Raw genomic sequence first — 23,335 nt, 5'->3', positions numbered from 1 at the left:
TGCACGCCGCACCGAAGGGGGTTGGCCTCGCCGTTACCGTTTGGTAATAATTGGAGCGGCCCCCCGGCTGAGAACGCTCTCCCGGGGTGCCGCCGTATCCGGTTCCGACCCCCCTGGAGGCCATGGTGAGCATGCGCGGCGCGCTTCACGCACCGCGGTCGACCCACCGTTCGCGCCGGGACCGTCGCATCGAGCACACCCAGGAGATCCAGGTCCGGACGTCCATGCGCCGGCGTCGGGTCGCCACGCGCGGCGGCGTGCTGGTGGGCTTCCTCGCGGCGATGGTGGTCTACCCGGTCATGGGCACCATCGCCCCGTACGCGAACGCGGCCGAGCAGCTCCCCGGCGTGGTCATCGGCGAGGCTCCCACCACGGCGACCGCGATCCTGGGAGCGGCCCCGCAGTTCGAGTCCTCGGACCTCCCGCTGCCCTCGGTCGACGACGGCTCGACCGCGATCCTCACCTCGGCGGACCTCCCCGTCGCCTCGAACCTGCTGCCCGACTGCGACCCGACCTTCGACCCGAACATGGCGAACGGCCGACTCTCGAGCGACCAGCTCTGTCAGCTGTGGGTCGCCGGCGAGGCGCTGCGTCCCGACGCGGCGCTCGCGTTCGCCGCGCTCAACGAGCAGTTCAAGACGGAGTTCGGCACGGACATCTGCGTCGCCGACACCTACCGCGACATCTACAGCCAGTATGCGACGAAGGCGTCGCGCGGCTACCTTGCGGCCACGCCGGGCACGTCCATGCACGGCCTGGGGCTCGCCGTCGACCTGTGCCGCTCCCACGCGAGCGGCGTCTACTACTCGTGGTTCGCGCGCAACGCCTCCACGTACGGCTTCTCGAACCCCGACTGGGCGAAGTCCACCAAGTACGAGCCGTGGCACTGGGAGTACCTGACCGACGGTCAGTACTGACGCCGCCGCCCGTCGCCGGGTGTAGGACTGGAGTCGAGGGCAAGGGGGCCCGCGTCGCCAGGAGGCGCCCGTGATCATCGGAGTTCCGGCCGAGACCAAGAGCGGCGAGACGCGCGTCGCGCTCACCCCCGCGGGCGCGCAGGAGCTCGTCGGCCGGGGGCATCGCGTGGTCGTCGAGGCCGGCGCCGGCCGCCGGGCCGGCATCCCGGACGATGCGATGGCGGCGGCGGGCGCGCGCATCGGCGCGGTGGGCGAGGCGTGGGCCTGTGAGCTGGTCCTCAAGGTCAAGGAGCCGCAGCCCGAGGAGCACCACCTGCTGCGCGACAACGTGCTGTTCACCTTCCTCCACCTGGCGGCGGGTCCGGCGCTTGCCGACGCGCTCCGCGCCGCGGGCACCACGGCGCTGTCTTATGACACCGTGCAGCTCGACGACGGCACGCTGCCGCTGCTGGCGCCGATGAGCGAGATCGCCGGCAGGCTCGCGGTGCTGGCCGGCGCCCACCACCTCCTGAGCCCTGCCGGCGGGCGAGGCGTCCTGCTCGGCGGGGTGCCGGGGGTCCCCGGCGCTCGCGTGGTCGTGCTCGGCGCGGGCGTCGCGGGCTCGCATGCGATCGCGCAGGCGGCGGGACTCGGTGCGGACGTGACCGCGCTCGACGTGTCGCTGAGCGCGCTGCGACGCCTCGACGCGCGCTTCGGGGGCCGCGTGCGCACCGTGAGCTCGACCGCGCATGCGGTCGCGGAGGAGGTGCGCGCGGCGGACCTCGTCATCGGCGCCGTCCTCGTGCCGGGGCGGCGCGCGCCGCGCGTGCTCACGCGCGCGATGATCGAGACGATGCCGGCGGGGAGCGTGCTGGTCGACATCGCCGTGGATCAGGGCGGCTGCATCGAGGGGACGGTGCCGACGACCCACGCGGACCCGGTGCGGCCGGTCGCGGGCTCGCTGCTCTACTCGGTCGCGAACATGCCTGCCGCCGTCGGGGTGACGGCGACGCGCGCGCTCACGAACGCCACGCTGCCGTACGTGCTGGCGCTCGCGGACGGTCCGGACGCCGCGCTCGACCGCGACCCGGCGCTCCGGCGCGGCGTCAACGTGCGCGGCGGACGCATCGTCCACCCGGAGGTCGCGCAGGCGCTCGGGGAGGTCGCCGGCTCCGCCTAGGCTGGGGCCATGCCCGACACCCCCGACGCCGAGCCCACGCCGCGCACCTGGATGCCGTTCGTCATCGCGCTGTGCGTGGCCGCCCTGGTGGTCGTGGGGGCGTTCGTGGCCGCGGGGCTGCGCTCGGGGATGAGCGCGGCGAAGGCCGCCGGCGTCGAGGCGTGCGAGGCGGCCTATGCCGCCTCGGGGGACGGGGCCACGCTCGCGAGCATCGCGGGCGGCGACGTCTACGACGCCTCGGAGTGGCGCGACCTGCGCGGCTTCCTGACGGCGCAGGACGTGATCGAGGACGCGGACGTGGCGCAGGAGGACGCCGAGGCGCGGGACGCCGCGGCGGAGAGGCTCGCGGCCCAGGGGAGCGATCGCATCACGGTGGTGTGGTGGCTCGCCTCGGAGCAGCACCTCGCGTGCACCGTCGAGGTCGTGGGCGAGGACGCGGTGGAGGACAGCGTGGTGCTGCGCTCGATCGACTCGCTCGCCGACGAGGGCTGAGAGGCGAGCGCTCAGCCGTCGAGCAGCACCTCGGGGACCTCGTCCCGGTCGAGCGGGCGGCGCGTCGCTCGGGAGGCCCGCAGCGCGTACCCGGCGTCGAAGTGCTCGAGCAGCACGCGGATCGCGGCGTCCGGACGGCCGGCGTGGAAGTGGCTGATCGCGCGGTCGGTGCGGGGGTTGCCGAGCCGCCGGCGGATGCGCTGGGTCGCGTCGATGAGGAGGCGCGGCTCGGCCGCCCCGTAGGTGGCGGTGAGGCGGGTGAGCCGTGTCTCGACCGGACGCACGAGCGCGAACGTCTTCGCGCCCGCGATCGCGGCGACGATCTCGGGCGGCAGCCGCAGCGAGCCGATGAACGGTCCCTCGTCCTCGAGCCACACGGGCCGATCGGGGTCATGCGCGTCGAGGGCCGCGCGCACGCGCGCGTCGAGCTCCGCCTGCGTGGGCATCGGGTCGACGAGGCCGATGCGCCCGTACGACGATCCCCGGTGACGGGCGAGACCCTCGAGGTCCACCACCTGCTCGCCTGCCGCGTGCAGGCGCGCGAGCGCGTCGGTCTTGCCGGCGCCGGCGAGGCCGGTCAGGACGTGGAAGCGCATCGTCCGGTCCCTCGTGGCTGTCGCGCGGCGTCAGGGCTCGGAGCCGCGCGGGGAAGGAGGCCTAGTGCCCCCTGAACGGAGAGCGAGAACACGACGCCGCGTCCGCGGAGAAGTCGAACAAGCTGCCGCCCAGGAGGACTCCATCGGCTCGGAAATTCTTCCGTATCCCTCGTGTCAAATGCGAGTGTGACTAGCACAGCGTCAGGTTCCTTCAGTGTCGGTCGGCCCGAGGGGTCCGTCAAGGGCGCCGTCAGCCGACGATGCGGTCGAACGCGAGCCCCGAGCGCGCCTCGCCCCGCCCGGTCGAGACGCGCCGCGCGTGCCAGACCACGGGCGTGCCGTCGTAGCGGCGGGCGCGCCGCAGCAGCCCCTGCACCCTCACGCCGGCGCGCGGCACCTCCTCCTCGTGCACGTAGTACGGGGCCACGCGGTCGTCCGCCTCGTCGATGCCCTCCCGCAGGATCGAGGTCGCCGGGCGGATCAGCGTGTCCTCGGGGCCGATGGTCCGCCTCATCACGCCGCGCTGCAGCTGGATCGCGCGCTGCTGGCCGGGCAGGTGCACCGGGACGAAGGGGATCCAGTTCTCGGCGACCTCCGTCTGCAGGATGTACCGCAGCGCCCCCTCCGCGGTCGCCGCGGGCGCGGCGTCCGCCTGGGGGTCGAGCTGCTGGCGCAGGCGGCGCGACGCCTCGGCGGCGTCCCTCGACCCGCCGAGAGCATCCGGGATGCGCTGCTCGACCGCCCACACCATGTCGGCCGTCTCGTCGCGCACGAACACGACCTGCTCGAGCGGCTCCCCGTCGCTGATGTGCGGAAGCGTCTTCGGCAGGTACAGATGCTGGGGCAGCGGGGCCCGCGAGGGTCCCGAGGACCGGGGCGCGAGGCTGAACGCGTCCCAGCCGGTCCAGTCCGAGCCTGCGGCCTCGACGGTCGGCTTGACGAGCGTCCGCCATCCGAACGTGTCGGTGACGATCACGCCCTGCAGCTCCGCGACGCTCCCGACGGGCTGGCGGCACACGATGGTGAACCAGTCGTTGCCGTAGAGCAGCGCGAACTCGCTCACCACGATGCGCGCGGCATCGGTCGCGTCCGCGCTGAGCGCGCCGAGGTCGACGGCCGCGTCCTCGAGCTGCCACCAGCGCGGCTTGGGCATGCCCGGGTACTCGGCGGGCACCGGGATGACCGTGCGCACGTCGACCGGCGATGCCGCGGACGCTCCTGCGCCGGAGGGGGAGGTGGCCCCCTGGTCGAACGAGTACCAGTCGAGGTGGCCGCCCTGATGCTCGGCCGCGTCGACCACCGTGGAGGACGCGCCGCGCGCGACGGAGCCGCTGACGGCGTACTCGAGCTGGTCGCCCTCCCACCGGCTCGCGGCAGGGCCTGTGCCGGGCTGCTGATAGGTCACCTCGAACCATGCCCGGTACGCGAGCAGCACCGAGCGCACGAGCTCGTGCTGCCCGGCGGGGATCGCCGCGGCGAGCTCGGAGGGCAGCGTCGCCACCGTGAGGTCGGGAGGGGTCTCGAGGTAGACCCGGACGCCGTCGACGGAGCGCCCCCGCAGCGCGTGCCGCGCTCGCGCCGCGCGGGGCGCGGTGCGGTCGCGTGCCGCGGCGACCGGATCGGTGGGCTCGGCGTCGAGCGGCCCGTAGACGCGTGCGAAGAGGGCGCGGTACACGGCGGGGTCGTAGTCCTCGAGGGCGACACCCGAGTCGAGCACCGCCGCGTCGATCCTGCTCAGCAGCGTGCGTCCCAGGCGCGCTCGCACGATCAGCGGGAAGTCGATCGGCAGCCGCTCGGTGACGGGGTCGAGGCCGTCGTCGACGCCCGCGCCGGGCATCTCGACCGGGTTCACCTGGCGGGCGAGGGTCGCGAAGATCGCCGAGCCCGCGTCGGCCCCGGCGAACTCCCCGAACTGCCATTGCCGGCCCAGCATGAACACCGGATCGGCGATCCGGGCCGCGAGCGTGCTCGCGAAGTCGCCCTCGCGGGCGCGCGGCTCGAGCCGCGACCAGATCCGGAGCGGTTCGCAGGTGGAAGAGATGAACGACATCGTTCTCCTCGGTCAGGCGGGGCCGTCGGCGGGCCCGGGATCGTTCTGATGGAAGTCGAGGATGACGCGGTCGCCCGCGACGGGGCCGTCCGCGGCGTGCGGCACCACCTCGCCGACCACGAGGGGCAGCAGCTGGCCGTAGCGGCTCGCGCCGATGTGCTCGAGCTCGACGGTGCGGTTGCGGGCGAGCTCGAGCGTGTCGTGAAGCGTCGCGGCGAGGGCCTCGAGCGTCCACGGCTGGTCGAGCACCGGCGGCACCGCGACGAGCACGGCCTGCGGCGCTGTCGCGTCGGGCTGGTCGTAGTGCAGGGCGACCCCGGTGATCTCCTCGCGGTAGGGCACCGACTCGCTCCATTCGTCGAGCAGCAGCGCGGAGCCCGTGGCGCCGGCGGCGGGAAGGTGGGCGGCCCCGAAGAGGACGATGCTGGCGGCGCCGGTGTGGGCGGTGGGATCCGCGAGCGCCCCGCCGAGCCAGGGCTCGCCGCCCTTGTGCGGCAGCTGGGCGACGGCCCCGGGCGTCGACGCGCCACCGGCGGCCTCGACGAGCAGCTGCAGCTCGGCGAGGTCCGCCGCGCCGGGGCGCACCGCCGCCGCGCCCTCGAGCCACGCATCCAGATCGTCCGGCGGCACCAGCTGTGCGTCGAGCGCGGTCTGGAGGTCCGCCCTGACGGGGTCGAGGCCGATGCGCGGGACCAGCAGCGCGGCCTCGCCGAGGAGGTCCTTCGCCACCTGGAGCCACGCGCTCGCGGGAGCCGGGACGGCGGCGGCGTCCAGGGTGGCCGATGCCGTGCGGCAGCGGGCCGCCAGGTCGAGGAACGCGGCCTCGGCGGACTGCAGCAGCTCGGTGCTCACCTGGGTGCGGGAGAGGAACCGACGTGGCAGGCCGATCCTGACCCCGTGCGCCTGCGCCGCCAGCGCCGCCTCCCGCCATGCGTCGCGCAGCGCCCAGAACGCGTCGAGCCGCGCGAGCCGGGCGGCCTGCTCGGCGGCCGTGCCCGTCGTCAGGTCGAGCCTCGGCAGCCATGAGCTCGGGTGCTCGGCGGAGGGATCGGCCGGCACCGGGACGCGCAGCGCGGCGAGCCACGCGGCCGGGTCCTCGTCGAGCACGGCATCGTCGAGCGCCTCGTCCTCGGCGAGCAGCCGCGCGAGCGCCACCGCGTCCGCGCGGGCCCCGTCGAGCAGCCGCTGCCCACGGGTCGCGAGGTCCTCCGCGTCGATCCCGTCGCCCGCGGTGTCGGTGAACTCGGGAGCGGCGAGGTCGGCCGCGACCGCCGGCTTGGAGGCGCCCAGCAGGTCGACCGCGGCCTCGAGCAGCGGCGCGACGTCGGTGATGCTGCGGATCGCGGGCCCCCACGCCGGGGCCCGCACCGTCTCGATGCGCCAGGCGTCGGTCGCGGTGGTCTGCGGGCCGTCGGCCGTCACCACGCCCGCCTGGTCCGGGGGGAGATCGGTCGGCCGTAGCTGGTCGAGCACGCGTGCCGCCAGCGTGCCGACGGCCGCGTCGAAGCCGTCGGCGAGCAGCGCGACCAGGTCCAGCGGCTGGAGCCCGAGCTGCGCGACGGACACCTCGGGCAGCGCCGCGCCGGGGGCGAGCGCGTCGGACGTGAGCCGCACGCGGATCGCGGCGGGGTCTCCGAGCAGCGCGGCGAGCCAGTGGTTGACGGCCGGCTCGAGCGCGGCGCGAGGGGTCACCGGCACCTCCTCCCAGCCTGCCGGCGGCGTCGCGGGCTCCGCGGGGACGGCGGGCAGCTGCAGCACGAGCCGGTGGCTGACGGGCAGCCCCGTGCGCGGCGTGTCGGCGACCTCGGGCCGCGGGATCGCGGTGCCCCCCGACAGCGCGGAGAGGACGGCCGCGGCGCGCGCGTGGTTGCCGCGGACCAGCTGGTGGACGGTCTCCGCGGTGGTGAGGTCGCCGAGCGCGTCGAGCGCGTCCGCGATCGCGTCGATGCCTCGCAGCACGCCTTCGAGCTTGTCGGTATCGGCGAGGTCGGGGAGCGCGTCGCCCCTGATGAACCACGGGTAGCCGGACCGGCGCGCCCACAGCGTCGCGAACAGCGTGCCCTCGGCCTCCGGTTCGTTGACCTCGATCCAGTCGAGGACGCTCCGCACGAGCGCGAGGCCGTCGACCACGTACCGCGTGGGCTCGGGCGCGGCATCGGCGCTGCCGTCGACCGCGGCGACCGTCGGGTAGGCGCGGCGCAGCGGGAAGATCGCGGCGTCGAGCTCGACCCCGTGGGGCGTGTCGGGCCGCGCGTAGTACTCGTGCAGGAAGCGCTCGAGCCGGTAGCCGAGCAGCGCGCCCAGGTCGTTGCCCGCGCGGACGCCATCGATGAGCGACAGCGCGACGCGCACCCGGTCGGACGAGAGGTTGACCGACATCTCGTTCCCGAACGCGCCCTCGTTGGCCTGCGAGCGGTAGGCCGCCCGCAGGATCGCGGCGGTGACCGCATGCGAGGGCGAGGGCGTCTGGATGAAGCCCTCCGCGCTCGGGTCCGCCGTGAGCGGTCGGCCAGGGAGGCCCTGGAGCGCCGCGGGCACGCCGGTCGCCGCGCGCGCGCCCGCCGCGGGGCGCACGTTCTCCACCCACCCGTACGTGCCGACCTGCGCGCCGCGCGGCCTGCCGGCGCGGAGGTGACCGAGCCGCCGCTGCGCGAGCCCGCCGACCCACGCGTCGAGCCGGTGGCTGCACAGATCGAGATGCTCGCGAGCGACCTGCGTCATCCGCTCCGGCGCCAGCGCCGCGAAGGCCGTCACGGCGGTGCGATGCTCGGTCATGACCGGCGGGCGCGGCGCTGCGACCACCTCGGCCATCGTCCTGCTGCCGAGGTCCGCAGGCACGGCGGCGGTGGGGTCGCCGAGCGCCGCGAGCGTGCTCACCGGCGTGAACAGCAGGCCCCAGGACGATGCCTGGGTGAGCGTGCCCGCGGACCACGTCTGGTAGATGCTCGAGCTGCCCAGCGCGGCCAGCGCGGTCTCCGACAGCACACCGCGGGCGACGAGGATCTCGGCCGCGGCGCGGCGGGCCTCCGCCAGCAGCGCGTGGCGCACGAGCATCTCGGCGAGCCCCACGTTCGACAGGTCGCTCTCGGTGCGCGCGCGCAGGTCGGGCAGGGACATCCCGAGGAGGTTCGTGATCCAGGTGCCCGTGCCCAGGCCGGAGGCGGACGCGGGCACCGACACCGCGCCCTGCAGCGGCCGCAGCCCGGTGAGCAGCCTCAGCCCGTACGCGCGTGACGTCTCGATCATCTCGAGCACCGGCTTCCAGGGCTCGGACGCGAGGCCGTCCTCGCGAGGCTTGTCCGCCGGGAGCCCGAACGCGATGCGCAACGCGTCCTCGAGGTGCTCCATGAGCGCGAAGGGCCCGAGCTCCTGCGCGGTGGTCGAGGAGCCGTCCGAGGACGGCACCCCGAAGCCGAGCCCGAGATCCGGCGCGCCGCGCACGCCGCCGCGGTCGGCGACGTTGAGGGCGAACCTGTACGAGGCGCCGACGGACGAGGCCTCGAGCCCGAGCATGCTGAGGAAGTGCTGCTGCGCGTCGAAGCCCGGGGTCCCGATCTCGGGGCTGTGCGCGTGCTTGACGGCCGGTCCGCCGTCGGCGCCGACCCGGATCGCGGACCAGTCCTCGTGCATCCGGCGCAGGAGGGCGACCAGCCCGTCGTCGAACCGCTGCTGCCGTGCCCGCTCCGCCGCCGCGGCGGCCCCGAGCCCGGCGTCGCGCGGGTCCGCCTCGAAGAGGCTCAACGCGACCGCGGGCAGCATCCCGTACGGCTGGTCGTCGACGCGGATCGCCGGCAGCAGCCCGCGGCCCGCGACGTTGCCGAGCGCGTAGGCGCGCAGCCGGTCGCGGGCGTCGCGGCTGACGAGGCCGGGCAGCAGCTCCTCGAGTGCATGGCCCACGGTGCCCGGGTACAGCACGCGGTTGGCGAGCACGGCATCGTTCGCGTCGGTGCCGTCCGCGCCGTCGACGTGCGCGAGCACCTCCGCGTCGACGCCGAGCGCCTCGGCGAGGCGGCCGCCGTCCGAGCCCGGTGCCGCGACGAGCGACGGGCCCCTCTCGAGGGGGTACGCCAGGTCCGGGTCGTCGGTGGTGGAGTGCCCGGCCTGATCGTCCTCGGTGTTGTTGGTCGGCGTGCCGATCGGCAGCAGGGACAGCCCCTGCGCGGTGTAGTGGTGGGCGTCGAGCATCGCCGTGAGGCGGTCCTCGCCGACGGCCGCATCGCCGTCCGACAGGCCGACCACGAACAGCTCGTCGAAGCCGCGCTGCGCCTCCTGAGCCGTGATCGGCACCCGCAGCGCCATCCCCTCCTCGACGGCCTTGTCGAAGTCCGTCATCCACCTGATGCCCGCGGGGACGTCGAGCCCGCCGTCCTCGTTGAGATCGAACCCCGCGACGTTCGGATCGAGACCGAGCTCCAGCGTGGCCCTGATGGGACGCCCCGCCGTCATGGTGCCTGCCTTGCCGTCGGCGACCAGGACGACGGCGAGGCGCGTGGGCAGGACGGTGGACGATGCGGCGCGCGTCCACGTGCCCTCCCGGCGGCCGACCTCCGGGGTCGAGGGTGCGGGCGGCGGCTCGACGTCGATGCGCCCCACCCTGCGGACCAGCGCGGCGAGGGACGTGGCCCACGTCGCGGGGACGTTGCCGAACACGGTCGCGAGGCTGTCGATCGCGGCCGCCTGGGCGCGGAGCCGGGCGACGAGCGCCGCGCCGGCGGCGGACGGCAGGGCCTCCGCGGCCTCCACCGGCCGTTGCAGGGACGCGAGCGCCTTCTCGACCGCCGCGAGCTGGCGGGCGGTGAGCGTGCGCGCCGCCGGACGTGCGATCGGGAGCTCGCGCCGCACGCTCGGGTCGCGCCGGCCCGTCGGGGCGTCCACGAGCGCGGCGAGGCGCCTCTCGAGCACGGTGATGGCGCCGGCGATGCGGTCGGCGGCGACCGCGCCCGGGGTCGGTCCGCTCTCCGCGGGGTCCACCGGCTCGGTGACGCGCGCGATCCACGCCGCACGGCGGGTGCTGCGACCGATGCACAGGGCGCGCCACGCGCCCTTGCGGAGCTCCTCGTCGCCGCCCGCGGCGGCGGTCTCGGACCAGAAGGCGGCGCCCTCGTCGCGCTCGGTGTCGGTGAGCTCCTCCTCGTGGGTGTCGACCGCGAGGGGCTCGGGGTATATCCGCACGAGCAGCTGGTGCGCCGTCCTGGTCGGGCCCGGGAGCTCGAAGACGGTGCCGGCGACGTGGCCCGGGACGAGCGTGTCGAGATCCGCCCGGTCGCTCGGGGTCGCCTCGATCTCCGCCCGGATCTCCGCGGCTCCGGGGCGGTTGGCGGCGACGGCGAGGCGCTCGAGAAGCTCGGCCTTGAGGTCGCCGGGCAGCAGCGTGATGGCGGCCGCGTCGGCCTGGAGCCCCGCGCCGAGCGCGGCGGTCGGGTCGGACAGCCCCGCGAGGACGCGCTCCGCGGCCACGGCGGACTCGACCAGCTGCTCGCGGTCGACACCCCTCACGCGCGTGGCGTCGAGCGCCGTCGCGGGGGTCCCGTCGGCGATGACGATGCGGCGCGTGGGCCGGCCGGTGGGGCGCGAGGCCGCCCCGGCGATGCCCCTCGCGGCCGTGAGCCCGGGCCGCAGCGGCCGCCCCGCGGCGTCGCGACCGAGCTCACGCGCCGCCTGGGCGCCCGTGCGCAGGCCCAGCGCGCCGCTGAACCCGAGCGCCGGCTGGACGCGCTTCGCGATGCGATCGATCATCGTCGTGACGGTCGCGGCGCGGTCGGCGAAGTCGGCGGTGTACTGCGCGCGCTGATAGTCGGAGCGGAGCCGGGCGATCGCCGCCCCGGCCGCCACGAGGCCCTTGCGCAGCGCCGCCACGGCCGTGGTCAGCCGGGCCTGCTGCTGTTCCGTGCCCGAGGTGATCGCGGGTTCGAGCGCGGTGCGAAGCGCGGCGAGCCCGGCGTCGAGCGCCGTCAGGCCGTCGTCGATGGCCTGGTACAGCCGCTGCTCGGTGCTCTCCTTGAACTCCTTCTTCTGCGCGACGGTACCGACGAGCGTGGTGGAGTAGTCGCGCGCGGCCAGGCCGCGCACGATGCCGTCGATCCGCGCGAGCGCGTCGAGGAGATCGCCGAGGTGGTCGGCGGTGTCCGGCACCTGCACGGTGGCGAACCGCGTCTCCACGCGCACGGGGATGAGGACGGCGGGGACATCCGTGTCGAGCCCGGCGGCAAGCGCATCGAGCGCGGCCACGGCCGCCGCGGCGCCGGGGTCGCGGGTCAGCGTCGACCAGTCGACCGAGCTCGTCGTCATCGTCTTCCCCCCCCTGACCGCTCAGTCCGTCGGCAGCATGTCGGTGGCGTGGCGGGCGAGCCAGACCGGGTTCTGGCACAGGATCGACGCGAGGTGCGCGGACGTCAGACCCCACTGCGGAAGCCCCGCCGTGGCCGGCGTCAGGCCCGCGTTGGCGTCGATCATGACCTCCTCGGGCGGCCCGCCGTCGACGGGGGCCAGATGCTTCCAGTTGAGGTCGTTCCAGGTGGTGAGCGTCGGTGCGGGCGCCGCGGGGTCCTCGTCGAGGTCCAGCCCGAACCGCAGCTGGCCCGGACGTTCCATGAAGCAGAAGAAGAACCCGGCGTCGGTCTCCGTGCCCGCCGCCTCGGCGGGCGTCATCTCGAAGCCGAACAGCGAGATGTCGGGATCGAGCCTCCCGCGCACCACGGGGTTGCGCACCTCGCCGGCCTCGTCGAGGGTGCGGTGGCGGCCGGGCCCGGTCCCGGCGTAACGCCCGTGCTGGGCGAAGACGAGCGTGTCGGGGAACTTCACGAGCAGCTCGGCGCGCACGACCAGCACGAGCAGCCCGGCCAGCTGCGGCGAGTTCGTGCCGAGCGCGCGATCCCAGCGGTGCACCTCGGGGATGTCCGGCGGACGGTCCTCGCCCGCATCGGCGGCGTCGAAGAAGCGCGCGAAGTAGGTGCCGCGCTGGTCGGTCGGGTACTCGTGCCACAGCAGCTCGCGAGCGAGCTCGGTGTTGACGCCCGCGAGGAGCGACTCGATGAAGCGCACGTTCGGCACCATGAGCGCGATCGACTCGGGCGGCAGGTTCGCGATGTTGGGGATGACGTAGTCCTGACCCAGATCCGAGAGCGGCCCGAACATCGGGTCGTCGAACGTCGGGTACGCCATGACGGGCGCGAGACGACGTGTGTTGGCGAGGCCCTCGGCGAGGCCGTCGACGCCGCCGAGGATGGTCGTGAGGCGCGCGGGCATCGCCACGAGCGGCCGGACCTGCAGCGCGACCTGCGCCGCGAGCGTCGCGGGCGCGGTGAGCGCCGCGGCCGGCGCCGGGGCCGGGCGGGTCGCGGCGAGCAGGGAGAAGTCGGCGAGCGCGGCAGCGAAGTTCGCGGCGTTGTCGAGGCTCGGGGTGGACGCGAGGGTGGTGAGCGTCGCGGCGGTCTGCGGGGCGATCACCACGCCGAGGAAGTTCTTGCCGTCGACCGTCGGGCCGTACATGTCCCGGAAGGTCGCGTCGCTCATCCGCAGCACCGTCGGGAGGTCGCCGGCCGCGTGCTCGAGCGACGTCAGGGCCGCGCTCAACGCGACGGCCTCGGCGCGCAGCTCGGCGTTGGCCGTGTCGGTCGCGGGGAACCCGGCATCGAGACGCGTGCGGATGCCGTCGCGGATGTCGTCGAGCTGCGCGGCCGCCAGGGTGCCCGCCGCGCGTCGCGCCTCCACCTCGTCCCCCGCGAGCACCGGCAGCACGTCCCGGCCCCGAGGGCGTTGCGCGGCGACCGCGGCGACGGCCGTCTCGACCGTGGCGGTCGCGACGCCGAGGAGCGGCTCGGGGGCCGGCGGCGCCGTCGACACCGCGGTGGCCGGGTCCTCGTTCAGCCGGTCCAGCAGGCCCGCCTGGAGCGCGAGCCGCGGTCCCGTCCCCGCGGTCGTGAGGGTCCGCACCAGCGGGCGCGCGGGCCGTGCGATGCGTCGGAAGGCCGGGGCCTGGGCCGCGGCCGGCACACGGCTCGCATCCACCGCACCGCGGATCGTGGCGCTGCCCGCCGTCCCGATGCGCAGCGCCGCCTGCGCGCCGGCGGTCAGGCCCATGAGTCGGTCGGGCCCCGAGTGCGCGATGTGCTTGGCGAACACGCGATCGCTCGCCGTCATCGCGAGGTCCGCCTCGCGCAGCCGCTGGTTGACGGCGTCGATCTGCTCGACCTGGTTCCAGGCCCGCTCCATGTACTCCTCGTCGCGTTGGCGCACGATCTCCGCCCCGAGCCCGGCGGCCGCCCGGTTGCGGGGGTCGAGGTTGAGCTCGCGCACCCACCGCGTGGGGCCCGCGGCGTCGTCGACGCGCTCCAGGTCTGCATGCTTGCGCGCGTAGGCGGGCGGGGCGACGATCGGGTCCTCGCCGGCATCGGCTCCGTCCTCGCGGAGGTCGACCGCGAGGTCGACCACGTCGCGCAGCTGGCTCACCACCGCGGCCCCCGGCGAGGCGGGGAAGGCGATGCGGGTGTCGAAGTCGATCGGGGCGAGGGCGCCCTCGACGGCGACGATCGCGCCCGGGGCCTCGACCCCGGCTCCTGGGTCCGAGATGTCGAGGTCGCGGGTGCCGAAGCCCTCGGCCTCGATGCGGAAGGCCCGCGGCCGGCGGGCGAGCACCTCGAAGTCGGCCAGCTCGCCGGTCCGGAACGTCCAGTCGTGCAGCACGGGGAAGACCCGGGGCTGGCCCTGGCCCCACGACGGCTGCTGCGCCGGCACCGTGCCGGGCGCGGGCGGGCTGCCGAGCCCGGCCTGCCGGCCCCCCTCGAAGGTGGGCACGAGGAAGGCGTGGTAGCCCGTGTGGAGCTCGAGGCGGCGCGGGCTCACCAGCCGGGACAGCGCGAGATCGGGCGCGGCGGCCACCTCGGCGTCCAGCAGCGCGCCGATGTCGCCGGCGCCGAGGTCGCCCTGCGTCTGCACGTGCGCCCACGCCCATGTCTCCGTCGCGGGCGGCAGCGGGGCGTCGTCGTCGACGACGAGCATGCCGAGCGCCCCCGGGACCGCCGTGAACGTGTACTCGCCCTCGGCGAGCACGAGCAGCGTGACCCAGGGCCGCAGCCGGTGGCCGGCCGTGGCGCGAGCGGGGGTGTAGCGCCACGGAAGGTCCTCGTCGTAGAACTCGACGTAGGCGAGCTCGCCCGGGCTCGCGTTGACGCTTCCGGGCACGGGCATCGCGCGCAGCACCGCGTCGGGGGCGAGGTTCTTCACGTCGCGGGGGCCGACGAGGGACACGGGCTGCACGATGGGCGGGATCGGGCCGGTCGACGCTCCCGGGACAGGCTCCGCGCCGAGCGTGAGGGTGGCGTTCAGGCGGGCCCGGTCCTTCTCGCCCGCGGCCGGGGTCGCACCGAGGTGGTCCGTCTGGTCCGCGCCCAGCAGCGTTGCCACGCCCCGCCGCGACCACGGCAGGAACGTGTACTCGGGCAGCTCACTGGGCAATCTGCGCCTCCGGGACGATCTGGAACCGCCGGCCGTCGGCCGGCAGCGCGGCGAGCAGGTGCTCGGCATCGGAACGCGAGAGGAGAGGGGCGGCGCCCGCCGCCGGCAACCCGTCGGCCCCGAGCGGCACCAGCGCGTCCTTGGCGGTGACGGCGAACCGCGGCTCCGCCGTCCTCGCCTGCACGACCGAGCCTCGCTCCGCGAGCCGCGCCCGCACGCGCGCGCCGTGCGATGCCCCGATCGCGCCGCCGGCGGAGGCCCGTGCGAAGTTCACGCGCGGCAGCCCGGGCACCTTGGGCGGCGTGGGCGCGTCGGGGTCCGGGTCGTCGATGATGATCATCTCCCACGCCTGCGGGTGGTGGAGCGCCGCGTCCGCCTGGAGCGCCTGGCCCGCGCGCGCCTGGACGCCGTTCGGGCGCTCCTCGAAGGCCGGGGCCTTGAGCAGGTCCGTGCCGGTGGAGGAGGCGCCGGCGAAGGTGGAGGGGGAGAACGGTGCGGTCACGTCCTCGACCTGCGCGTCGTCGGCGCCGAGGGCGAGGTCCTCGATGCTGACCCGCCGCACATCGCTCGGCGGCGTCTTGCCGACCAGCCCGATGTCGGTCTCGAGCGGGATGAGGTTCTCGCGCACGGAGAGCAGGCCGCCGGCGTCGACCACCAGCTCGCCGGTGGGCAGCGGGAACAGCGCCGCGCCGGCCGATGCGGCCGGGGACAGCTCGGACGACCAGTTGCGGGGGTCGCGGAACTGGTCGAGCACCTTCGGCAGCACGGGCTCGGCCGGGATGCTCGTCTCGTGCGCACGCCCGAACGTGGCCTCGACATCCACGCTGATCGAGAAGAAGAGGATGCTGATGCGCGCCGTGCCGTGCGCGTACCACGGGGTCGGGCCGCGCAGCTGGAGGTCGAGGCCGATCGAGCAGATGTCGGCACCGCCCGCGGTGACGGCGAGCCTGCCCCACATGTGGGCGTCGATGAGGAAGGGCACGAACTGCACGAGCACGTCGAAGCCCAGGTCGCCGCTGATGGAGAACCCTGAGACCCCGGCGAAGAACTCGAGCTGGGCGCCGAACTGGATGGTGTTGCTCGTCACCGCGAAGTACAGGCGGAGCGTCAGGCGCGGGTTGTCCTTGAGCAGCGACAGGGTGAGTCGCCGCATGGCCGGCAGGCGCAGGTTCGCGGCGGGCGTGTAGCTCGGGTGGAAGCCGCCGACCGAGACGACCAGGTCCGGCTGGGCGCCCCAGCACAGGCGGATCGCGATGTCGCCTTCGATGCTGAGCTTGAAGTCGGAGAAGCCGATGTACGAGTCGTAGATCGCCGCGTCGAAGTACAGCAGGCTCGCGGCGACGTCGATGCCGCCGATGAAGGCGACCTTGATGTCCACGACCGCCTCGTCGGGCGTCGGCAGGGCGAGCCGCATCACCCCGAGCAGCGCGACGTTCGGCTGCGGCGCGATCTCGAGGACGATCCCGATCTTGAGGGTCACGAGCGCCGGGTTCATCCACTGGATCATCGCCATCGGCGCGATGAGGAAGTGCCCCTCCTGCGTCGGGAACGACTCCTCGAGGTCGCGGATGATCACGTCGATGCGGCTGATGATGTCGGTCGGGAACAGGATCGAGTCGGCGGTGCCGGTGCGGAGGCCGTCGCGGATGCGGTCGACGTCCATGCCGCGGTTGAGGCCCAGCAGACCGCCCGCGCCGGAGAAGAAGAACCCGTAGCCGAGGGGGATGGGCACGGGGAGGGAGACCGTGACGAGCATCAGCACCGAGAAGCCGGGCGAGCCGTCGGGGTTCTTGGTGGTGATGATGCCGATCGCCGTGAGCGAGAACTTCTCCAGCAGCGCGATCTCGAGCGCGCCGACGTAGCGGCCTCGCGCCTCGTCGACGAGCAGGAACCCGCCGAGGCGGATCGCGGAGGCGTCCAGCGAGAAGCCGAAGCCGTCCGGGGGCTTGAAGCTGAGCGCCGCGCCGGAGCCGGAGATGACCACCCGCAGCCCGACGCGGTCGACCGTCACCGCGATGGGGCCCAGCTCGGCGTTCCCGGACAGGGCCGCGACGATGTCGGTCCGGTCGCCGAACATCGCCGCGAGGTAGAGCTCCCGCAGGAAGACGATGTCGGCGATGTTGAGGTTGAGCGGGAAGGTGAGCGCGATGCCGTTGTCGACGTCGCCCGGTCCGCCGTGCACCTCGAGCCGCCCGTCGCGGTACGCGATCGCGGTGGTGAAGCCCGCGCCGAGCTCCTGAGGGATGAGCTTCGCGACGAACGAGTCCCCGTCGGATCCGTCGACGCGGATGGCGGAGTCGACGAGCTCGACAGCGGCGCCGAGGCTGTCGACGAGGAACCTCGGCCGGCTGGTCGCGGGGTCCCAGAACGAGAAGCTGCCGAAGAACATCGCGCCGATGCCTCCGAGCCTCACCACGCCGCCGTCGCCGCCGAGCAGCGGATGCGCCTCGTCCGCCCCGGAGATCTGCAGGCCCAGCCCCTCGATGTCGAGGCCGGGCGCGGGCGCGGCCGGCAGCGCAGGGTCGCCGGACGGCCCGATGGCCCACGCCGTGACCCCGGCGCCGTCGCCGATCCAGTCGTGCCGACCGAACAGGACCGTCACCGAGACGTCGCCCGGGATCGTCACCGCGCCCCGCAGCCGGATGCCGAGCCGTCCGGCATCCTCGGCGAAGCCCAGCGTGAGGCCCTCGGCGAGCTCGATCGACAGCCCCGACAGGGCGGTCGTGAGGGCGCCCATCGCGATGACGGGCGGCTCGGGGAACCGGGCCACGATGCGCAGCGCGCCGCTCTCGCTCGTCACCAGGCCGGCGCCGAACAGGATCGCGCGCGACGACGGACCGCCGGTCCACAGGGGCTCATCGAGGAGCTCCTCGACCTGCGGCACCACGAACCGCGTCACCAAGGGCAGCAGCCACGAGCCCGCCAGCTCGATCCCGCCCTCGGGGGTGAGCGTGACGGACGGCGTGGGCAGCAGGACGATCTCGACGTCCGCGGCCGCATCGTCGCCCAACGGGAGCAGCCGCAGCCCGAGCCTGTCGCCCGCCAGGCTGAACTCGATCTCCGGCGTGAACCAGTCGAGCGGGTCGCCGATCTCGACCCGGGCCCTCACGAGGCCCTCGAAGGCGTCGAGGAAGCCGAGCCGCACCTCGGTGAGGTTCACCGGGCCCGTGTCGAGGCCCGTCAGGGTGACGAGCACCTGCGGATGGCCGTCGGCGGCCCAGCCCAGCTCGGCGCCGAGCACGCAGCCGGGCATCACGTCCATCTCCCAGCGCAGCCGGTCCGCGACCCGGGCGATGCGATGCCCCGCGGGGAGCGGGATGACGCCGGGCGAGGCGCCGTCGGGGAACAGGCTGCGGATGTGGCCGATGATGAGCGCGGGGTCGGTCACCTGGTCCTCGAGCCAGCCGGGGTCGAGCATCCTGCGCAGCTGCTCGACCTGGGCCGCGCCCATGAAGCCCTCGGCGGCGGGGTCGTAGATGCCCAGGGCGTCGGCGATCTGGAGCGCGACATCGAGCACCGGGTGCGACGGCTGCGGGAGCAGCGCGTCGGCGATCTCCTGGAGGACGTGCGGCACCAGGGCGGTGACCGTCGATCCGAGCATCTCGCCGAGCCCGGACACGGTCGGCAGCAGCTGGAGGGGAGCGACGCCGTCCGGAGCGATGCGCAGCTGCACCCCGGCGGCGTCGACGCCGAAGGTGATCGCGACATCGCCCCAGTCGCCGGGCAGGCTCAGATGGAGGGTGACGGTGCCGGCCGGCGTGACCTGCACGTCGGTCGGCAGGGGGCCCGTGGTGCGCAGGTCGAGGCCGAGCGCCACGGTGGCGCTCGCGACGTCGGCCTCGTCGCCGAGCGTGCCCTGAAGCTCCACGTGAAGCGGGTCGCTGCCGGCCGTCCTGAGCAGGAAGCCTCCCGGCAGCCCGAGCCCCGCATCCGCGCCGAGGCCGAGCCCTCCGGCGATCGTCCGGAGCAGATCGTTGATCTTGTCGCCGTCGAGCAGCCCCGCGTCCGTGCCGAGCGCCGCGGGTCCGCGCAGCCACGCGACCGGGTCGCGGATGAGGGCGCTGATCGGCGGGACGGTGACCGCGCCCCCGGACAGCCCGCTCAGTACCGCGCTCGCGACGGCCGAGACGCCGAGATCCGGGATGAGCTCCTCGAGGCGCGCCTCCAGCGCGGCGGCGTCGAAGGGCCTCAGCACCACGGGCGTCGCGAGCCACGGGCTCGCCGTCACGCTGATGGTGCCGTCGACGGCGCGCCGCAGCACCACCGGGCCGGCCATCAGCGAGACGTCGAGCGTGGAGGCGAGCGTGCGCAGGTCGAGGTCGAGGCGGCCGCCGATGCGGAAGGGCTCGGCGAGCACGACGTCCTCGGTGGTGTCGAGCCTCACCAGCATCGTCGCCGTGTCGACGCTCAGGCGCAGCGGCAGCTCCGGGAGCGAGACGGACAGCGCGCCCGGGTCGAGCCCGCCCAGGTCGATGCCCGCGGTGTCGGGGTCGCCGACCATGTCGCGCAGCACCGCCAGCAGCGCATCCCGCCGCTCGCCCAGCGTCCGGGTCGGCACGGTCGCGAGCGCCGCGATGCCCTGGATCGACGCGCGCGGCCCCTCCGTGGTCTCGACCACCGCGCCCGCCGCCGTGAGCAGGTCGAGCGCGATCTGCGCGGCGGGGTTCGCGGCGGCCGCCGTCGCCGCCGCGCCGAGCTCCGCCAGCACGGCGTCGAGCGCGTCGCGCAGCGCATCGTCGGCGAGCGTGAGCGCGTCGTGCACGGGGGTCGCGTCGACCGACGCGTCGAGCAGCCGCAGCCAGGGCCGCACGCCGAGCCCTCCGGCGACCGCATCGGCATCGGCCGAGGCGCCCGCGGGCGTGATCGTGACGCCGGCCTCGACCTCGCGCACGCGCGGACGGATCGGCGCGTCCGCGAGGACGCCGTCGCCGACCAGCCAGCCGTCCGGTCGATAGGTCCTGGTGCTCACGCTGAGCGCGGTGGCGGGGCGCGGAGGCTCCGCGGCACCGTCGACGAGCGGGATCCGGGCGAGGTCGACCCGCGCGTCGGCGGCGAGGGCGATGCCCTGAGGCTCCCCCTCCTCGGGATCGGTGCGCGGGGTGGCCAGGCCCAGGCGGAGCCCGAAGGCCACGTGGGTCGGAGGCTCGGCCGCGGTCAGGCCCGTGATGGTCGAGCCGGTGAGCATCCCGACCAGGTCTCCGCTGAGCTGGGAGGCGATCGCGAAGCCCGGCACCGTGTCGACGAGCCCCGCCGCGACCCCCTCGAACCAGCCGGGCCTCACCGCGCCGCCCAGGGGTCCCGCGGCGCCGTCGAGCAGCCCGCTGAGCCATTGCACGCTGCCGCCGAGCACGGAGTCCGCGATCGATCCCGCCACGGACGAGGCGATGCGGACGGCGTCCGCCGCGAGCGGGTCGACCAGGGGCACGAGGTCCGAGCCGGCGTGCGGGGTGCCGAGCGTGATGAGCTCCGCGACCAGCTCCGGGTGAGCGGCCGCGAGCGTGCGGGCCACCACGCCGGCCGTCGAGTGGCCGATGACGCGCACGGGCTGACCGGTGAGCGCCCGGATGCGCTCGAGGACGAGGCGCAGCTGCTCGATCTCGCTCACCGCGTGGTCGGGAAGCAGGTCGGCCGTGTACGGCCCCGCGGTCGCGGCGACCTGGCTGAGGTCGACCTCGGAGGGGTTGGGGAGCGCGCGCAGGTCGAAGTGGCGGCCGGCGGCGGGCGCGGCGCCGGTGACGGCGGCGATGAGGTCGTCGAAGATCGTGTGGTCCGCGAACGGCGGCGCCACCATGAGCACGGGCGCGCTCGCGGAGGCCAGCCGGGCGACCACCTGGCCGATCACGGCAGGATCCCTCGGCAGCAGCCCGTGGGCGGCCGCGACGGTCGTGCCGTGCTCCCAGCCGTCCGGCAGCTGGGAGCCCAACGGCACCAGGCCGTCGCCGTCGACCAGCCACGCGGCGAGGCTGTCGAAGCCGAACGCGAGCGCATCGTGGTCCCTGCCGCGCAGCAGCGTCGCCAGCTGCGGCCGGAACGCGGAGGCGTCCCCGAGGAAGGAGGTGAGGAGGTCGCCGTCGGCGACCGCGTCCGCCGCCGCGGCGAGCGCGGCGATCCACGCGGCGGGGGGCCCCGCGGGCTCGAGCCAGACGAGCCCGTCGACGCTTGCGACGCCCTCGGCCGCGTCGGCGTTCTCGTCGACGATGGGGATCGCCCACGGGTCCTCGTAGCGGCCGCCGCCCGTGATCGAGCGCAGCGCGGGCGCCGTGAGCTCGCCGAGCGCGAGGTCGCCGATGCCGAGCCCGCCGAGGTCGATACCGGCCGGAAGCAGCCGTCCCAGCAGCTGCAGCACGGTGGTGACGCGTGCGCTGCCGTCGGCAGCGATCCCCGTCACCAGCTCGCTCAGGTACGCGCGCAGCGCCGCGGCAGGGTCGTCGAGGAGCTGTCGCAGCGAGTCGGCGCCGTCGAAGAGGTCGGCGAGGAGGGGCCAGTCCGCCGGGAGGTCCGCCGCATCGCGGTGGAGACCGAGCAGGGCCGTGAGGAGGTGCGCGGGCTCGCCGCCCCACTCATGCAGCGCCGAGCCGATCAGCTGCCCGAGCAGCCGGACCGCATCGGCCCCGAGCCCCAGGTCCGGCTCCAGCCCGGGCAGCGCGAGGTCGTAGGGGCCGAAGTCCTCGCCGTCGAGCGTGAGGGTGACGCCGTCGATCCCGACGCGCCAGACCGGCTCCTCCCCGGGGCGCCAGCCCGCGGTCGCCGTGGCGCTGCCCGCGGCGATCTGCAGCCCGGCGAGGTCGAGCGGCCCGTCGGGCGTGAGGCGGATCTCCAGCTGCGAGCGGCCGATCAGGCTGACCGCGCCCGCGCCGGACGCGGGCAGGTCGATGCCGAGCAGCTCGACCAGCAGCGATCCGTCGAAGACGCCTTGCGTCGCGCCGGCGGCGAGGCCGAGGCGCAGGCGGTGAAGCCCCGGCACATCGGTGTCGACGCGCGCGTCCCACGCCGCGAGGGAGAGGGTGACCGGGCCGTCCGCGGCGATCGGCGTGAGCCAGGGATCGGCCGGCGTGCCGGTGCCCGTGACGGTGGGGGTCAGCCCGACGAGGATCGCGACCTGCTCGAGCATGGACGACCACGAGCGGGTGTCGTCGTCGAGGATCGCGTGGTGGAGACGGCCGAGCGCGAGGGTGGGCCCGCGGCCCAGCGCCGCGAGGTCGAGCGGCGGTGCCGTCGGGTCGGCGGCCGGCGCGCGCAGGCCGATGAGCGTGAGCAGCGCCTCCGCGACGGGGGAGTCGCCGAACAGGTCCTCGAGCGCGCCGAGCGCCGCGTCCGCCGCGACCCCGATCACGGCATCGGCGTCCGTGAGGTCGATGACGGGGTGCTCGTCGCCCGCGATCACCACGTCCCTCACCTCGAGCCACGGCTGCACCGCGCCGTCGGCGAGCCGGAAGCCTGCCGAGACGCGGCCGATGCGGAGGTCGGGCGCGTTCGAGACGAGGTCTCCGCTCGTCGGCGCGACGAGCCCCACGCGCGCCTCGGGCACGAAGCGCGTGAGGCGCAGCGGGGCGGACGGGTCGACGGGGATCCCCGACGCGCTCGGCAGGGGGATGCTCAGCACGGTGATCACGCCCGACAGCGCGACCGCGTCGGCGTCGACGCGCACCTCGAGGCCGATCTCGAGCTCGCGGGCGGCGGTGACGTGGAGCAGCAGCCACACGTCGATGACGTCCGTGTCGATGAGGCCCGCGCGGAGCGGATCGTCCGGCGTGCCCGCGCCGCTCACCGGGAGGTCGTCCCCGATGAGGCCGGCGAGGTGCGTCGCCCACGCGGTGAGCGTGTCGCTCGAGTCGACGATGTCGACGAGCCAGTCGAGCACCGCCTCGGGATGCGAGAGCAGCTGCTCGAGCGGCAGCGGCGGGATGCCATCGGCGGCGTCCGCATCGATCCCGAGCAGGGCGAAGAGGTGGTCCGCGAGCCTGTCGAGCTGCGCGTTGCCGCCGGCCTCCGCGACCAGCAGGTCGACGACCTCCTGCAGCAGCAGGCGCAGCACGTCGATGAGGTCCGCGCCGACGCTCGCCGAGTCGATCGTCAGGTCGACCGGGTCCCCGTCGCCCAGGTTGAAGTCCTCGACCGTCACCCGCAGGCCCGCCTCCACGCCGAGCGGCGCCGCGTCGTCCAGGTGGATGCTGATGGCCGCACCGATCCCGGTCATCGGGATGGCCGGGTCGGTGAAGCCGACATCGACGCCGATGAGCACGGGGCCCTCGGCGGTGGCGGCGACGGCCTCGAGGTCGCCCGCGACGCTCACGAGCGGGATCCTGACCGTGCCCTGCACCCGACCCACGCCGGAGCCGAGGACGTCGCTGCGCAGGGCCGCGGCCACCCCGATGACGTCGTCCTCCACGGTCAGGAAGAGGTTCCCCGCCTCGGTGTCGAGCAGCGGGTGCCACCCGGGCCGCGCGGGATCGGGGGGCAGGAGGTCGTCGAGCAGACGCAGCAGGGCGGCGCGCTGGGTCGGATTGGACAGGATCCGCCGGATCGCCGTGAGGGGGTCGTCGAACCAGCTGCCGACCAGCTGGCCATCGTCGTCGGTGACGCCGATGGCCGTCAGCAACGACGTCATCTGCGGGTCGACTCCGATGTCGAGACTCATCCACGTGCCCCCGGGGTGGTGAGTGGAGCT

At 74.9% G+C, this 23,335-nt stretch carries 8 protein-coding genes; 3 read left to right on the top strand and 5 right to left on the bottom strand.

The window, feature by feature from the left end:
• Positions 1-122: 122 nt before the first annotated feature.
• The 3 genes from AOM06_RS03240 to AOM06_RS03230 all read left to right on the top strand — a co-directional run bounded on the left by AOM06_RS03240 (position 123) and on the right by AOM06_RS03230 (position 2,568).
• Complete coding sequence (locus AOM06_RS03240) at positions 123-917, top strand: M15 family metallopeptidase (RefSeq protein ID WP_062302680.1); 795 nt, start codon at positions 123-125, stop codon at positions 915-917.
• 70 nt (positions 918-987) lie between these two features.
• The gene (ald, locus tag AOM06_RS03235; RefSeq protein WP_062302676.1) at positions 988-2,076 is read left to right on the top strand and encodes an alanine dehydrogenase; all 1,089 of its coding nucleotides are present in this window, start codon (positions 988-990) and stop codon (positions 2,074-2,076) included.
• Positions 2,077-2,085: 9 nt separating this feature from the next.
• Complete coding sequence (locus tag AOM06_RS03230) at positions 2,086-2,568, top strand: hypothetical protein (protein ID WP_062302672.1); 483 nt, start codon at positions 2,086-2,088, stop codon at positions 2,566-2,568.
• A gap of 11 nt (positions 2,569-2,579) precedes the next feature.
• Here the strand turns inward: AOM06_RS03230 and AOM06_RS03225 are convergent, their stop codons facing one another.
• The 5 genes from AOM06_RS03225 to AOM06_RS03205 all read right to left on the bottom strand — a co-directional run bounded on the left by AOM06_RS03225 (position 2,580) and on the right by AOM06_RS03205 (position 23,305).
• Positions 2,580-3,164: a tRNA 2-selenouridine(34) synthase MnmH gene (locus tag AOM06_RS03225; protein WP_062302669.1), complete on the bottom strand. Its 585-nt coding sequence runs from the start codon at positions 3,162-3,164 to the stop codon at positions 2,580-2,582.
• 250 nt (positions 3,165-3,414) lie between these two features.
• Complete coding sequence (locus tag AOM06_RS03220; protein WP_062302666.1) at positions 3,415-5,214, bottom strand: hypothetical protein; 1,800 nt, start codon at positions 5,212-5,214, stop codon at positions 3,415-3,417.
• Between the two features lie 12 nt (positions 5,215-5,226).
• Complete coding sequence (locus AOM06_RS03215) at positions 5,227-11,502, bottom strand: hypothetical protein (protein ID WP_062302663.1); 6,276 nt, start codon at positions 11,500-11,502, stop codon at positions 5,227-5,229.
• Between the two features lie 21 nt (positions 11,503-11,523).
• Complete coding sequence (locus AOM06_RS03210; RefSeq protein WP_156163558.1) at positions 11,524-14,667, bottom strand: hypothetical protein; 3,144 nt, start codon at positions 14,665-14,667, stop codon at positions 11,524-11,526.
• The gene (locus AOM06_RS03205) at positions 14,657-23,305 is read right to left on the bottom strand and encodes a DUF6603 domain-containing protein (protein WP_156163557.1); all 8,649 of its coding nucleotides are present in this window, start codon (positions 23,303-23,305) and stop codon (positions 14,657-14,659) included. The genes AOM06_RS03210 and AOM06_RS03205 overlap by 11 nt, the downstream gene beginning before the upstream one ends.
• Between the last annotated feature and the right edge of the window lie 30 nt (positions 23,306-23,335).

The organism is Demequina subtropica, assembly GCF_000971235.1.
Classification (GTDB): domain Bacteria; phylum Actinomycetota; class Actinomycetes; order Actinomycetales; family Demequinaceae; genus Demequina; species Demequina subtropica.
Note: the sequence above shows the minus strand (reverse complement) of the source record. Positions and strands in the feature narration are given on the sequence as shown.